The 14,919-nt window shown below is 59.1% G+C and carries 14 protein-coding genes and 1 pseudogene; 11 read left to right on the forward strand and 4 right to left on the reverse strand.

The annotated features are described in order from the left end of the window. Positions 1-10: 10 nt before the first annotated feature. Positions 11-655 (reverse strand): CatB-related O-acetyltransferase, encoded by a 645-nt coding sequence (locus ACR3EJ_RS08725; protein WP_480422914.1) that lies wholly within the window; start codon positions 653-655, stop codon positions 11-13. Continuing rightward, positions 655-1,260, reverse strand: coding sequence for a flavin reductase family protein (locus tag ACR3EJ_RS08730; RefSeq protein WP_170541552.1), 606 nt, complete (start codon positions 1,258-1,260; stop codon positions 655-657). Before ACR3EJ_RS08730 ends, ACR3EJ_RS08725 begins: the two co-directional genes overlap by 1 nt. Before the next feature lie 72 nt (positions 1,261-1,332). On the opposite strand from ACR3EJ_RS08730, the gene ACR3EJ_RS08735 reads away from it, so the two are divergent. The 5 genes from ACR3EJ_RS08735 to ACR3EJ_RS08755 all read left to right on the forward strand — a co-directional run bounded on the left by ACR3EJ_RS08735 (position 1,333) and on the right by ACR3EJ_RS08755 (position 4,386). Next, positions 1,333-1,827, forward strand: a complete 495-nt coding sequence (locus ACR3EJ_RS08735) for a GNAT family N-acetyltransferase (protein WP_170541549.1) — start codon at positions 1,333-1,335, stop codon at positions 1,825-1,827. 53 nt (positions 1,828-1,880) lie between these two features. Beyond that, a complete protein-coding gene (locus tag ACR3EJ_RS08740; RefSeq protein WP_010441689.1) occupies positions 1,881-2,648 on the forward strand; it encodes an EcsC family protein in 768 nt (255 codons plus the stop codon). Positions 2,649-2,728: 80 nt separating this feature from the next. Then, on the forward strand, positions 2,729-3,211 hold the full coding sequence (locus ACR3EJ_RS08745) for an NUDIX hydrolase (protein ID WP_170541546.1): 483 nt from the start codon (positions 2,729-2,731) through the stop codon (positions 3,209-3,211). A gap of 71 nt (positions 3,212-3,282) precedes the next feature. Then, positions 3,283-3,744 carry a DUF1178 family protein gene (locus ACR3EJ_RS08750; RefSeq protein WP_170541542.1) on the forward strand — a complete coding sequence of 154 codons (462 nt, stop codon included), beginning with the start codon at positions 3,283-3,285 and terminating at the stop codon, positions 3,742-3,744. Between the two features lie 3 nt (positions 3,745-3,747). Next, positions 3,748-4,386, forward strand: a complete 639-nt coding sequence (locus tag ACR3EJ_RS08755; RefSeq protein WP_170541539.1) for an SDR family NAD(P)-dependent oxidoreductase — start codon at positions 3,748-3,750, stop codon at positions 4,384-4,386. Here the strand turns inward: ACR3EJ_RS08755 and ACR3EJ_RS08760 are convergent. Further along, positions 4,380-4,736, reverse strand: a complete 357-nt coding sequence (locus ACR3EJ_RS08760) for a hypothetical protein (RefSeq protein ID WP_010441693.1) — start codon at positions 4,734-4,736, stop codon at positions 4,380-4,382. The genes ACR3EJ_RS08755 and ACR3EJ_RS08760 overlap by 7 nt on opposite strands. A gap of 154 nt (positions 4,737-4,890) precedes the next feature. On the opposite strand from ACR3EJ_RS08760, the gene ACR3EJ_RS08765 reads away from it, so the two are divergent. The 6 genes and pseudogenes from ACR3EJ_RS08765 to ACR3EJ_RS08790 all read left to right on the forward strand — a co-directional run bounded on the left by ACR3EJ_RS08765 (position 4,891) and on the right by ACR3EJ_RS08790 (position 13,714). Next, complete coding sequence (locus ACR3EJ_RS08765; RefSeq protein WP_010441694.1) at positions 4,891-6,129, forward strand: aspartate kinase; 1,239 nt, start codon at positions 4,891-4,893, stop codon at positions 6,127-6,129. A 45-nt stretch (positions 6,130-6,174) separates the two neighbouring features. Next, positions 6,175-8,417 (forward strand): annotated as a pseudogene (ptsP, locus tag ACR3EJ_RS08770) (phosphoenolpyruvate--protein phosphotransferase). Between the two features lie 164 nt (positions 8,418-8,581). Next, entirely contained in the window at positions 8,582-10,027 is a 1,446-nt protein-coding gene (gene zwf, locus ACR3EJ_RS08775; RefSeq protein WP_170541533.1) for a glucose-6-phosphate dehydrogenase, read from the forward strand. Positions 10,028-10,029: 2 nt separating this feature from the next. Next, on the forward strand, positions 10,030-11,835 hold the full coding sequence (gene edd, locus ACR3EJ_RS08780) for a phosphogluconate dehydratase (protein ID WP_480422915.1): 1,806 nt from the start codon (positions 10,030-10,032) through the stop codon (positions 11,833-11,835). A gap of 4 nt (positions 11,836-11,839) precedes the next feature. Next, positions 11,840-12,472 carry a bifunctional 4-hydroxy-2-oxoglutarate aldolase/2-dehydro-3-deoxy-phosphogluconate aldolase gene (locus ACR3EJ_RS08785; protein ID WP_170541530.1) on the forward strand — a complete coding sequence of 211 codons (633 nt, stop codon included), beginning with the start codon at positions 11,840-11,842 and terminating at the stop codon, positions 12,470-12,472. A 51-nt stretch (positions 12,473-12,523) separates the two neighbouring features. Then, positions 12,524-13,714, forward strand: coding sequence for an aminotransferase class V-fold PLP-dependent enzyme (locus ACR3EJ_RS08790; RefSeq protein WP_170541527.1), 1,191 nt, complete (start codon positions 12,524-12,526; stop codon positions 13,712-13,714). 79 nt (positions 13,715-13,793) lie between these two features. Here ACR3EJ_RS08790 and ACR3EJ_RS08795 read toward each other — a convergent pair whose 3' ends face one another. Beyond that, on the reverse strand, positions 13,794-14,903 hold the full coding sequence (locus tag ACR3EJ_RS08795; RefSeq protein WP_170541525.1) for a pyridoxal phosphate-dependent aminotransferase: 1,110 nt from the start codon (positions 14,901-14,903) through the stop codon (positions 13,794-13,796). Positions 14,904-14,919 lie beyond the last annotated feature (16 nt).

Here is a 14,919-nt window from a genome sequence, read left to right on the forward strand (position 1 = left end):
CTGGGCCGCCTTATTTCTGCAAAGCGATCTGCTCCAATGCGTTGATATCACCCGAGAGCAGCGCTTCTTCGGCCTGTGCGATGGTATCAGCGGACCAATCCCACCAGCGCAATACTTGCAACCGCTCGATAACATGGCGATCAAAACGGTAGCGTCGGATTTCCGCTGGATTACCGGTAACAATCGCATAGGGTGGAACCTCACCGCGCACGACCGAGCCTGCGCCGATGATTGCGCCATTTCCGATCCGTGCGCCGGGCAGGATTAGCGCCCCGAAACCGATCCAGACATCGTGCCCAATCACCGTGTCACGTGTGTCAGGTTGGTAGCCCGTCATGCGATCCGGATTGAAGATCGGAAACGGAAAGCAGGTCAACCCATCGGTCGCGTGGTTTGCTGAAGCTGTGATAAACCTTACCCCATGAGCGATCTGGCAGAACTTGCCGAGCACCAGTTTTTCTTCCGAGAAGGGAAACAGATACGGTGCAAGCCGCTGCGCCCAGTCCTGCGGCGCATCAAAATCTGAAGCATACGTGTAAGCTCCGGCCTCGAACCGGGGATGATCCACGGCCTGAGATAAGAATACCGTTCCCTTGTGGCTAGAGCCGTCGGGTAGAGAGATCGGATATCTGCGAAGAGGATCGGGCAGCGGCATCAGTCATCCGGTCGTGAAAGGCTGAACAATTCTGTCACTACAGAATAGTCCCGATATCCCAGCCGCGCGAGGGGATTGAACGAGGTCACGTCAAACTTGCCATCGCGAATATGGTCGTCCTGCAGGTGAATGCCGGTGACCTCTCCGAATACCACTCGATTTGCCTCACCCGGTAGGGTCACGATCCGCGTCAGTTTGCATTCCAGCGCTGCGGGTGCGCCTTCGACCCGCGAGCAGGCGATCGTTTCGCATTCAATCGGGGTCAACCCGGCATGGGCGAACTCGTCAATGTGCTTTGCCAGACCTTCCGAGCTGGCATTCATCTCGTCACGATGCGCATGGGCTACGACGTTCACGCAGAACACGCCGGTTGCCTCGATATTGGCGATGCTGTCCTTGCCGCCGTCCTGATCGTGCTTTGTGCCCGTTGTGGCAAACATCACCTGGGGCGGCGTGTAGGCGACGCCGTTAAAGAAGGAATAGGGGGCCAGATTGTTAATTCCATCCGCATCACGCGTTGAAATCCAGCCAATCGGGCGCGGCGTGATGATGGCGTTGAAGGGATTGTGCGGCAGGCCGTGGCCGTCTTCGGGGCGATAGAACATAAGATCTCCAAGCGTTTGCCCAAGGCGTATCGAAGTGCTAGGGCGAATTCCAGCAAGGAAAAGAGGGTGCGCGTGCAGCAATTCAGGATCAGGCCGGAAGAGCCAGAGGACTGGTGGGAGGTCGAGGCACTATATGACCTGTGCTTTGCACCGGGGCGCGAGGCGCTGTCGTCCTATCGGCTGCGCGATGACGTGCCTCCGGTTGCCGGGCTATCGCAGGTTGCGCGCGATGGGCAGGGTATTTTGGCGGGTGCGATCCGGTTTTGGCCCGTGCACATCGAAGATCACGACGCATTGCTGCTAGGTCCGGTGGCTGTGCATCCAACCCATCAGGGAGAGGGGTTGGGCGGCTATCTGATCCATCAAGGCGTTGAAGCCGGGCGCGCCAAAGGCTGGAATCGTGTCATGTTGGTGGGAGATGCGCCCTATTATGCGCGATTTGGTTTCAATCGGCTCACCGGTGTTGAGATGCCTCCACCCACCAACCCAGATCGCGTGCTTGGGTTAGAGCTAATTCCTGGAGTTTGGTCTGGAATCCAAGGAGTTGTCACCCGCTGGACGCGCTGACCCATTGAAAACCCGCCGCAAAGTGCCGATGTTTTCAGAACAGGAGGGCACAGATGCAGGACGTTGTTCTTGTCGAAAAACTCGATCCCGAGGCCGAACTTGACCGGCTGGCGCAACTTTATGGCTCGGCAGGTGGTGCGGGGGTAAACCTGTTGAACAAATTGGGCGGGTCTGCAGAATCCCTACTGGATCAGCTGCCAAAACCGGTGCGGGAAGGCCTGACCGAAGCCACCGAACAGGCGCTTTGGTTGGCCATGCATGCCGCCGAAGGCACGCGCCGGGCGGTGCCGGATCAGAAACCTTGGGTCAATACGGCGCTGACTACCGCCATGGGCGCAGCCGGAGGCCTGGGCGGCGTGTCAACAGCTTTGGTTGAACTGCCCGCGACCACAGCAATGATGCTACGTGCCATCCAAGGCGCGGCAGCACGCGAAGGGTTCGATCCGAAGGCTGAAAACGTGAAATTCGACTCGATCCGGGTGCTGTCAGCCGCAGGACCGCTGGCCGAGGATGATGGGGCTGATCTGGGCTTTTTCTCGATGCGTTTGACCCTGACGGGGCCAACCATGCAGCGCCTGATTGCGCTGGTTGCTCCGCGATTGTCGGTCGTGCTGGGCCAGAAACTCGCGGCGCAGTCCGTACCGCTGCTTGGTGCGCTTGCCGGGGGTGGCACGAACTTTATTTATACCCGCTACTACCAGCAGATCGCGCAGGTGCATTTCGGGCTCCGTCGATTGGCAATTGACGCCGACATCCCTCATGACGAGTTGGTGCGCCGATTGTCGGGACGGATGGCCCTTAGGCAAGGAACTTTCCCGTAATGCTTGGCAGATTCCACCAGATATGATAAATATCACTTTATAAACCGCAACATAAGCGGAGCGAGCAGTAGGAATGAACCGTGTTTGACGGGCGCAGCGGCGTGGCTGGCAGGCTTTCGGCAGAGGGGCTTTCTCTGTCCGGGGCGCTGCCTGTGTTTACCCAATCTGCTGCACTTTGTTATCGCATCAAATGTGGTGCGCCTGAAATTTTGTTGATCACGACCCGTCGGGCGCAACGCTGGATCATTCCAAAAGGGTGGCTGATCAACGGGCTATCTGCGCCAGAAACTGCCGCGCGGGAGGCCTGGGAAGAGGCGGGCGTGCTTGGAAAATGTGGAACTGAAAGCCTGGGCCGATTTGCATACGTAAAGAAGAGATCTAACAATGCCTCTGCGTTGTGTCTGGTCGATGTTTTTCCGCTGTATGTACAGCAAATGGAAACTCGTTTCCCCGAAGCCGGTAAACGCAGAAGGAAGTGGTATTCGCCTGAAAAAGCATCGGCGAAGGTGTCATTCCCTGAGCTTGCTGCACTTTTGGACGGATTCGGCGGCCATTCGCACTAGTGGGTCAAGATCAAGACTTGATATTGCCATGTTGGTCGGTATCTATTCGCCAACCGTAAACTGGAAACACCATGATTCAATACGCATTGAAATGTAGCCAAGGCCACAGCTTTGATAGCTGGTTCCAATCAGCCGCTGCGTTTGACAAGTTGGCAAACACCGGGTTGGTCACCTGCGCCGTTTGTGGTTGCGATCAGGTGGAAAAGGCGATCATGACACCGCGGGTTCGGCCTGCACGAGATACCGTTGCCAAGACAACTCCGGCGCCGACGCCAGCGCCAGCAGATGAGATCAATATGGCAAAACCATCGCCCGAGATCCAAGAAGTGTTGAGCGAACTGCGTCGCAAGGTCGAAGAAAACTCTGACTATGTCGGCAAGGATTTCGCCAGCGAGGCGCGCAAAATACATTTGGGTGATGCGCCCGAGCGCGCCATCTATGGTGAGGCACAGCCCGAAGAGGCGCAGTCGCTGATCGAAGATGGCGTGCCCGTCGCGCCACTGCCGTTTCTCCCCAGCCGTAAGACCAACTGATAAATGCATATCGTTATTACTGGCGCGAACCGGGGGATCGGAAAAACCCTGGCGGATCAATACCGTGCCGCAGGCCAAGATGTGATAGGGACGTCGCGAGACGGTAGTGCCGACATCGTATTAGATGTCACAGATCCGGCCCATCACGCGGCGATGGCGGAGCAATTACAAGGTCGCCCGATCGATCTTCTGATCTGCAATGCGGGTGTGTATTTGGATAAAGGTCACGACCTTAACGGTTATCCTGCTGAGATGTGGGCGCAGAGCTTCGCCACCAATGTGACCGGCGTGTTCCTGACTATTCAATCACTATTGCCGAACCTGCGTGCGGGGCGGGGACGAATTGCGATTCTCTCTTCTCAGATGGCATCACATACGCGCGCACCCGGTGGCAGCTATATCTATCGCGCTTCAAAAGCAGCGGTTCTGAACCTGGGTCGCAACCTTGCGTCGGATCTACAGGCAGATGGAATCGCGGTCGGAATCTATCATCCGGGTTGGGTGCAGACCGATATGGGCGGAACCAGCGCAGAGATCAGCGTAGATCAAGCGGCGGATGGCCTGATCGAGCGCTTTGCGGCGCTTTCGCTCGACACCACCGGTTGTTTTGAAACCTGGGACGGTCGCGCACACCCTTACTGAGTGTTCAAGGCCGCTTTGGGGAGTTCGTAGACTTCTCCGGGCTCGATGAAAATCACCATAATGTCGCCGCGTGTTTCATATGTCAGATTCGATGTCGAACTGCTGGAATCAGGCACGCCCTTGGTAAAATAGATCCGCCGCACCTCGCCGGTGTTCAACTGTACCGCCAGCGTCGCGGTTCCATCTTCACGCTTGCGTAATTCGGCAGGACAGCTGGCCAGTGTGTCACCCGCCAAAGCCGCGCAAGGTACCGTGCCCAGTGAATTCTCACCGTCCGTTCCCGACAGGGTGGCCACTTGGGCATTGGCAGCGGTTGAGATCAGAGTCAGGGCAAGGGCAAAGCGGAACATGGAAATCCTCTTGGAATAAGATGTTGATGGAACGCTTACATCACGTGCGATCAAAGTAAAGCACTGCTGCGCAGACTTTGCCCACTTGCCCTTACGCCCCCCCTCGCATAAGACGCACGGGATCAGAAATTCAAGGCGCGGAGACTTTGGCCTCATGCCCGTACTCGTGATGAAATTCGGCGGCACGTCGGTCGCCAATCTGGACCGGATCCGCCGCGCTGCAAAACGGGTCGGTGTCGAGGTCGCCAAGGGCTATGACGTGATCGTCATCGTTTCGGCCATGTCGGGTAAAACCAACGAGCTGGTAGGTTGGGTCGATGAAATCTCGCCCCTCTATGATGCGCGAGAATACGATGCCGTTGTCTCTTCGGGTGAAAATGTTACCGCAGGCCTGATGGCGTTGACGCTGCAAGAAATGGAAATCCCGGCGCGCAGTTGGCAGGGCTGGCAGGTGCCTCTGATCACGAACGGCGCCCATTCGGCTGCCCGGATCGAAGAGATCCCGCCGGAGAACATTACTCAGAAGTTTGACGAAGGCATGCGTGTTGCGGTGGTGGCAGGCTTTCAGGGCATTAGCCCCGAAGGACGGATCACCACATTGGGCCGCGGTGGGTCTGATACCACCGCCGTGGCATTCGCTGCAGCGTTCGACGCCGAGCGCTGCGATATCTACACAGATGTGGACGGCGTCTACACCACCGACCCGCGCATCTGCGAGAAAGCGCGCAAGCTGGATCGGATCTCGTTTGAGGAAATGCTCGAACTGGCCTCTCTTGGGGCCAAGGTGCTGCAGACCCGCTCGGTCGAGCTGGCGATGCGCTACAAGGTGAAACTGCGCGTTCTCTCAAGCTTTGAGGAACAATCCGACGAGGCTGGTACGCTGGTCGTCGACGAGGAGGAAATCATGGAATCCAATGTAGTCTCGGGCGTGGCCTATTCACGGGATGAGGCAAAGATGACCGTTGTCTCGGTTGCCGACCGTCCCGGAATTGCCTCGATCATCTTCACGGCGCTCAGCGATGAAGGCATCAACGTTGACATGATCGTCCAGAATATCTCGGACGAAGGGCGTACCGACATGACGTTCTCCTGCCCGACCAATCAGGTTGCGCGTGCCGAAAAGGCACTGCTGGCGATCAAGGAACAGGGTGAGCTGAACTATGCCGAACTGGTTGCGGACGAAGACGTCTGCAAGGTGTCGGTTGTGGGGATCGGCATGCGCTCGCAATCCGGTGTTGCGGCCAAGATGTTCAAGATTCTCTCGGATGAGGGGATCAACATCAAGGTCATTACAACCTCCGAGATAAAAATTTCCGTCCTGATCGACAGGAAATACATGGAACTTGCGGTTCAGGCACTGCATGATGCCTTTGAACTGGACAAGGCGGCCTGAGTTTTCAGCCACGTGTCCCGTCTGAAACCGTAACGTGGGTGGGCCATGGCGGAAGGCACGGAAACAGAATCTCGCAAGCTGCTGGGGCGGCTGCGCGAAGAAATGGCCAGCGAGGCCGCCGGTCAGGAACGTCTTGACCGGATCACGCATCTGATCGCAGACAGTACCGAACGCGAAGTGTGCTCGATCTATCTGTTCCGCGATGAAGACACGCTGGAGCTTTGCGCCACAGAAGGTTTATCACCCGAAGCCGTGCACCAGACCCGGATGCGTATGGGGGAGGGGCTGGTTGGACGCGTCGCCAAGTACGGCAAGGTGGTCAACACCGCCGATGCACCGTCAGCCAAGGGGTTTCGGTACATGCCGGAAACCGGCGAGGAACGGTATTCGTCGTTCCTGGGTGTTCCGGTGCAGCGTCTGGGGCAGAAGCTTGGCGTACTGGTTGTGCAGTCACGGGACGCGCGTGAGTTTTCTGCGGATGAGGTCTATGCGCTGGAAGTGGTCGCTATGGTTCTGGCCGAAATGGCCGAGTTGGGCGCATTCGTGGGTGAAGGCGCAGCCTTGTCACCGCTTCATCAGCAGTCGGTGCAATTGAACGGGGGACCTGCGCAGGAAGGGTCTGCTGAAGGTCATGTTTGGCTGCACGAGCCACGCGTCGTCGTCACCAACCCAATCGCCGAAGATCCACACCGCGAGCGTGAGCGGCTGACCGAGGCAGTTGAAGAGCTACGCGTTGGCGTAGACAAGATGCTCGAGATTTCTCAGGGCGGCGACAAGGAGCAGTTGCAGGTTCTGGAAGCTTACCGGATGTTTGCCAACTCCAAGGGCTGGATGCGCCGGATGGAGGAAGACATCGCCCTTGGCCTCAGCGCCGAGGCGGCGGTTGAGAAAGAGCAATCCCAGGCCCGCGCCCGCATGGGGCAGGTCACCGATCCGTATTTGCGTGAACGGCTGGCAGATCTGGATGACCTCAGCAACCGGTTACTGCGGATTCTGACCGGTCAGGGCAATGGCAACGGGGCTGATCTACCGCCCGATCCGATTCTGATCGCCCGCAACATCGGCCCTGGAGACTTGCTGGAATATGGCCGATCGCTCAAAGGCATCGTGTTGGAAGAAGGCTCGGTTGGCAGCCATGCAACCATCGTGGCACGCGCTCTGGCGATCCCGCTAGTGGTGCATGTGGGCCGTATCACAACCGAAGCACTGAATGGTGATCACATTCTGGTTGATGGGATAGCGGCGTTGTGCATCTGCGACCCGAAGACACCGTGGTCAGTGCCTTCCGCGACAAGATCGCTATGGAGGCTAAGGCGCAAGAACGCTACGCGTCGATCCGCGAAACGCCGACAGTGACGCAGGATGGTGCGCGTATCAACATGGTGATGAACGCGGGTTTGATGGCCGATTTGCCATCACTGAATAACTCGGGTGCCGAAGGCGTGGGTCTGTTCCGCACCGAGCTGCAATTCCTGATCCGCAATCAGATGCCGAAACGATCCGAGCTTGTAACGCAATACAAGCGGGTTCTGGATGCGGCGGGTGATAAACGCGTGGTGTTCCGGACACTGGATATCGGGTCAGACAAGGTTCTGCCCTACATGAAGCACGTGGAAGAACCGAATCCGGCGCTGGGCTGGCGCGCGATTCGCGTCGGACTGGACAAACGCGGCGTGATGCGGATGCAGCTACAGGCGCTGATCCGTGCCGCCGATGGAAGACCCCTGACGGTCATGTTCCCGTTTGTCGCGCAGGCAGATGAATTCAGGGAAGCGCGCTGGGAGGTCAAGAAAACCATCGAACGTGAACGTCGGCTGGGTCACGTCTTGCCCGAAACACTCGAGGTTGGGGCGATGCTGGAAACGCCCTCGCTCGCCTTTGCGCCACAGAAGTTCTTTGACGAGGTGGGCTTTATCTCGATCGGTGGCAACGACTTGAAACAATTCTTCTTCGCCGCCGACCGCGAGAATGAGCTGGTGCGTCGTCGTTATGATACGTTGAACGTCAGCTTTCTGAGTTTTATCGAACGTATTGTGGAACGATGCGCGATTTCCGAAACTCCGCTTAGCTTCTGTGGTGAAGATGCCGGTCGCCCGGTCGAGGCGCTGTGCCTCGCTGCGATGGGTATTCGGACGCTGTCGATGCGCCCCGCTTCAATCGGGCCGGTCAAAAGCCTGATGCTGCGATCGAACCTTCAGGAAGTGCGCAAGATTATCGCCGATGCGCGCCATCGCGGCGAACAATCCGTGCGACCTGCGGTGATGGATTGGCTGCGGACACAATCCTGACCGGCCTTCTGCGATGTTGATTGTAAATCCGAGCTTGATTTTTGCGTTCGGGTTTCTTATTCAGCCGATGAATGTTAGCGATAACATGAATTATGACGCACATGCGTTAAGTCCCGGACTGAATCCTTGCCTAATCTGGCGGGGAAGTCGAAAGGAGCCTTGCAATGGTCTCACGCGTAATTCCGGTTGATCCGTTCGACCTTGTTTTGTTCGGCGCGACGGGCGATCTGGCGCAACGCAAGATCCTGCCGGGCCTGTATCACCGGTTCGAGGTCGGCCAGATGCCGGAGGATGCGCGCATCATCGGAACCGCCCGATCCGACATGGACAGTGATGGGTTCCGCGAACAGCTGCGTACTTCGATGCAAGAGTTTGCGCCAGGTTTCAAAAAAGACACGCTTGATCGCTTTCTCTCTCGCGTCGATTATGTTCCGGTTGATGCACTGGGTGATGCGGGTTGGCCCGATTTGGCTAAGGCACTGCGTCCGGATGTGGTGCGCGCATTTTATTTGTCCGTCGGCCCAAGTCTCTTCTCAGGTATCGCACAACGTCTGAACGATAACGGACTGGCCACGCTGGACAGTCGTATCGTAGTCGAGAAACCTTTTGGTCACGATCTTGCATCAGCCAAAGCATTGAATGAGGGCCTGCGCGCCTGTTTCGAAGAGCATCAGATTTACCGTATCGACCATTATCTGGGTAAGGAAACCGTGCAGAACCTGATGGCCCTGCGCTTTGCCAACTCTCTATTCGAACCGCTCTGGAACGCCACCCATGTTGATCACGTCCAGATCACCGTGGCCGAAACCGTAGGCGTCGAAGGGCGCGGTGCTTATTACGATCAGTCCGGAGCAATGCGTGACATGATCCAGAACCATCTGGTTCAATTGCTGTGCCTGACGGCGATGGAGCCGCCTTCGAAATTCTCACCCAACGCTGTGCGCGATGAGAAGGTCAAAGTGATCGAAGCGCTGGAGCCGGTGGAACCCAAGGATATCGCTCGTGGCCAATACCGCACCGAAAAAGGGGGCGATGGGTACCTTGATCACGTTGGTAATCCTGCCAGCCGTACCGAAAGCTTTATTGCGCTCAAGGCCCATATTGGCAATTGGCGTTGGGCCGGAGTGCCATTCTATCTGCGCACGGGCAAGCGCCTGCGGGCGCGCGAATCCGAGATCGCGGTGTTTTTCCGCGACCCACCGCACACGATCTTCCCGAATGTTGGACCTTTGCACGGCAACGTGCTGGTAATCCGCCTGCAACCGGACGAGGGCATAACTCTGCGCACCACGATCAAAGAACCGGGTCAGGGTGGGTTCCGCCTGTCCGATGTGGCGCTGGACATGAGCTTTGCCGACGCGCTGGGCGATGATGGACAATCGCCCGACGCGTACGAACGCCTGATCATGGATGTAATCCGCGGCGACCAGACCCTGTTCATGCGTGGTGACGAGGCCGAGGCCGCCTGGGCTTGGGTTGATCCCATCATTCACGGCTGGGAAGAGCGTGGCGGCAAGCCCGCGAAATACGATCAGGGCAGCTCGGGGCCAGAAGAAGCATTGATGCTGATGCATCGCGATGGGCGCCGCTGGCGTCAGATCGGAGGATAATCATGGTCAACACAGTTATATCCGACGTCACCAAACGCATCATCGACCGCAGCGCTGACCTGCGCGGCCCGCATCTTGAGAGGATGGAACAGGCCCGGTCAAAAGGCCCGGCGCGGGCGCACCTGTCCTGTAGCGGTCAGGCCCACGCCTATGCGGGGGCGGGTGAGGATCAGCAATCGATGGCCACCGGCACGGTGGGCAATCTGGGCATCGTAACCGCCTACAACGATATGCTCTCGGCGCATCAGCCATTCGAACGTTACCCCGGCTTGATCCGTGACGCGATCCGCGCGGCGGGTGGCACTGCGCAGGTTGCAGGTGGGGTGCCTGCCATGTGTGACGGCGTCACTCAGGGTGAGGCGGGGATGGAACTGTCCCTGTTCTCGCGTGACGTGATCGCGCTGGCGACCGGTGTATCGCTCAGCCACAACACCTATGACGCAGCTGTGTTCCTTGGCGTCTGTGACAAGATTGTCCCCGGCCTGATCATCGGCGCGCAGGCGTTTGGCCATTTGCCAGCCGTCTTCCTACCCGCCGGTCCCATGACCAGCGGCCTGCCGAATGACGAAAAGGCCAAGATCCGCCAGAAATTCGCTGCCGGAGAAGTGGGCCGCGAGGAACTTATGAAGGCCGAAATGGCTGCCTATCATGGCCCTGGAACCTGTACGTTTTACGGCACCGCGAACACCAACCAGATGCTGATGGAGTTCATGGGCCTGCACCTGCCGGGCTCCAGCTTTATCAACCCCAACACGCCCCTGCGCGATGCGCTGACCGAAGAAGGCGCGCGCCGCGCCCTTTCCCTCAGTGCGTTGGGCAATCACTACACGCCCGTCTGCCAGATCCTTGATGAGCGTGCTTTCGTCAATGGCATCGTTGGCCTGATGGCCACCGGCGGTTCCACCAACCTACTGATCCACCTGATCGCCATGGCGCGTGCCGGTGGTATCGTGCTAGACTGGGAGGATTTTTCGGACATCTCAGCCGTCGTGCCTCTGGTCGCGCGGGTCTATCCCAACGGTTTGGCTGATGTGAACCATTTCCACGCCGCTGGCGGGTTGGGCTTTGCCATCGGTACTCTGTTGGAAGACGGCCTTCTACACCCCGACACGCTCACCGTCGCCGGTCAGGGCCTGCACAACTACACCAAGGAACCTAAGCTGAAGGACGGCGAATTGATCTGGGAAGACGGCGCGGGCCACAGCCTGAACGAAAAAATCGTTCGCCCCGCCAACGATCCATTCCAGCCCACCGGTGGTCTGTCGCGCCTGACCGGCAATCTGGGCACGGGCGTCATGAAGGTCTCGGCCGTTGCGCCCGAACACCAAGTGGTCGAAGCACCCGTGCGTGTGTTCCACGACCAGAACGCCGTGAAAGCCGCGTTCAAGGCCGGAGAATTCACCGATGACGTTATCGTCGTCGTCCGCTTCCAAGGCCCCAAGGCCAATGGCATGCCCGAGCTCCACTCTCTGACGCCTATCTTGTCAATCCTGCAGGGCAGGGGGCAGAAAGTGGCTCTGGTCACCGATGGCCGGATGTCCGGTGCCTCTGGCAAGGTTCCCGCTGCCATCCATGTTTGCCCCGAGGCGCTGGACGGCGGAGCCATCGCCTATCTGCAGGACGGTGATCTTTTGCGCGTCGATGCGATCAAGGGCGAGTTGGAAATCCTGACCCCCGGCGTTCTCGACCGTGCACCTGCTACTGCAGACCTCACTGCAAACCAACACGGCGTTGGCCGTGACCTCTTCGGCGCCTTCCGCCAGAATGTCGGCTCAGCCGACACCGGCGCCAGCATTTTCGGAGTGTAACCCCATGTCCAAAACTCAACGCACCCGTGAGATCTGCGCGCTGGCCCCGATCGTCCCGGTTCTGGTCGTGGATGACGCCGCCCACGCCCGCCCGTTGGCCGAAGCCTTGGTCGCCGGAGGCCTCCCGGCGCTTGAAGTCACCCTGCGCACCCCCGCCGCGCTCGACGCTATCCGCGCGATGGCCGACGTCCCTGGTAGCGTAGTAGGTGCGGGTACATTGGTTACCCCTGACGATGTCCGCGCTGCCAAAGAGGCTGGCGCGCAATTCGGTGTTTCACCAGGCGCAACCGATGCCCTGATCGCCGCCTGCGAAGCCGAATGCCTGCCCCTTCTGCCCGGCGCGGCTACCGCAAGTGAAGCCATGGCTCTGCTGGAAAAGGGCTATGACATGCTGAAATTCTTTCCTGCTGAGGCCTCAGGCGGAGCGCCCGCTTTGAAAGCAATCGGAGCGCCACTTCCACAAATCACCTTCTGCCCCACGGGCGGTGTGTCGCCCTCAAACGCTCTCGATTACCTGTCTCTGTCGAATGTTGCCTGCGCAGGCGGCAGCTGGGTCGCGCCCAAACAAATGGTACAAACTGGCGACTGGGCTGGAATCGAAACACTTGCGCGCGAGGCCGCCAGTCTGGTGGATTGACGTCGCAGGGCGAAACGCTAGGGTAAGCCTCAATTCAAACAGGTTGCCCTCATGACAAACCAAATCTCCCTCGCGCAAGGGCGCGAGTATCTGGCCATCCCTGGCCCATCGGTCATGCCAGACGCGGTGCTACAGGCGATGCACCGTCCGTCGCCCAATATCTATGACGGCGAATTGATTGAGATGATGCCCGCGCTGACGCATGACCTTAAACGCGTTGCCGGAACCCAGCACAACGTCGCCATCTACATCGCCAACGGCCACGGCACGTGGGAGGCCGCGCTCTCAAACGTGATCGCGCCCGGCGAAACCGTGCTGGCCCCGGCCTCGGGCCGCTTCACCCACGGTTGGGCCGAGATGGCCGAGGGGATCGGCGCCAAGGTCGAATTGATTGATTTCGGCATGTCCTCTCCCTGGGATCTCGAGCGCATCGCCGAAGCATTGCGCGCCGACTCCAGCCACAAAATCAAGGCCGTGCTTGCGGTTCACGTCGATACCTCCACATCGATCCGCAACGATATCCCAGCCCTGCGCGCCTTGCTCGACGACCTCGACCACCCCGCTTTGCTGATGGCCGACTGCATTGCATCCATGGGCTGCGATCGGTTCGAGATGGATGCCTGGGGTGTCGACGTCACGGTGACCGCCTGCCAAAAGGGGCTGATGACCCCGGCGGGCACCGGCTTCGTCTTCTTCAACGACAAAGCGCAAGCCAAACGCGCCACAATGCCCCGCGTCTCGCAATATTGGGACTGGCAGCCGCGCGCAAAACCCGATCTGTTCTACCAGTATTTCAACGGCACCGCGCCAACACACCACCTCTACGGCCTGCGCGCCGCGCTCGACCTGATCCACAGCGAAGGGATCGAACAGGTCTGGGCCCGCCACGAACACCTGGCAAAGGCCATCTGGGCCGCCTGTGAAATCTGGGCGCAAGGTGGCGCGTTGCAATTCAACGTCGCCGATCCGGCCCATCGAAGCCACGCCGTCACTGCCCTTCGCCTGACTAAAGGGCGTGGCACGCCGCTGCGCAGCTATACCGAAACCCAACTGGGTCTGACGCTGGGCATCGGTCTGGGAATGGAAGACTGGGACGGCTGTTTCCGCCTTGGTCACATGGGCCACGTGAATGCCCAGATGGTCATGGCCATGCTGGGTGGCGTCGAAACGGCGATGGCCGCGCTCGACATTCCCCGCGGCAAAGGCGCGCTTGAAGCCGCCGCTGCCGCATTGGCAACCTAATACCCGATCCGCGTCGTCATCTGGCCAATAATATCCTCGGGGGAATCGCGCTTCAGCGCGATGGGGGGCAGACAGCCCTCTAAATAGATCGGGCCTTCACCAAGGCCTTGGGCAAAGCAGCCTCGAATGCGACCATCTCTACCTCTCCCCCACAACTCACGCGAATACAACGGTTCTGGGGTGCCGCGAACGGCATGCGCACAAACACTCCCTGTTCCACCAGCGCGTCCAACACGGCCTTGGCAAACACCCCATCGCGCCCGCAATCAATCGCCACGAAATTCGTGGCTGAGGGCAAAGGTTCCAACCCATTGGACCTTGCAATCTGCGCGATCCGATCCCGAGCGTCGGCGATCCGATCCTGAACCTGCGCCAGCCAATCGCTGTCCTCAAGCGCGGCCAAAGCCCCGGCTTGGGCAGCCCGGTTCATACCGAAATGGTTGCGCACTTTGTTGAAGGCGGAAATCAACCCGGGCGCACCGATGGCATAGCCAACCCGAGCCCCGGCCATCCCATAGACCTTGGAAAACGTCCGCATTCGGATGACCCGCGGATCATCAGCCGCAACAGGCGCGGCGGTGCCCTCTGGGGCGCATTCCACATACGCCTCGTCCAGAACCAGCACGCAGCCTTCTGGTAATGCTTCCATCGCGGCCACGATATCCGCGCCGGAATGCCAAGTGCCCATCGGGTTGTCAGGGTTGGCCAGATAGACCAGCTTTGCGTTCACCTCTGCTGCTTTGGCAAACAACGCCTCCGGGTCCTCGTGATCGTCGCGATAGGGAATCTTGTGCAAATCCCCTCCGAACCCTGCCACATGGTAGTTAAAGGTGGGATACGCCCCGTCCGACGTCACAACCGCATCTCCATGCCCGACCAACAGCCGAACCAGATAGCCCAGCAAGCCATCAATGCCTTCGCCGACAACGATATTCTCGGGCGCTACCCCATGATACGCGGCCAGCGCGTGGCGCAATTCGTAATTCTCAGGATCGCCATACATCCATATCTCATCCGCCGCCCGCTGCATCGCCTCTATGGCGCGCGGCGAGGGGCCAAACACGCTCTCATTTGCACCGATCCGGGCGATAAAGGGCGCGCCACGCTGACGCTCCTGCGTTTCGGGGCCGACAAATGGCACGGTTGCGGGCAGGGATTGGGCAAGCGGGGTGTAACGAGGACCGGTCATGGCGGCAGATAAGCGC

It is taken from the genome of Ruegeria sp. AB11 (genome assembly GCF_056536325.1).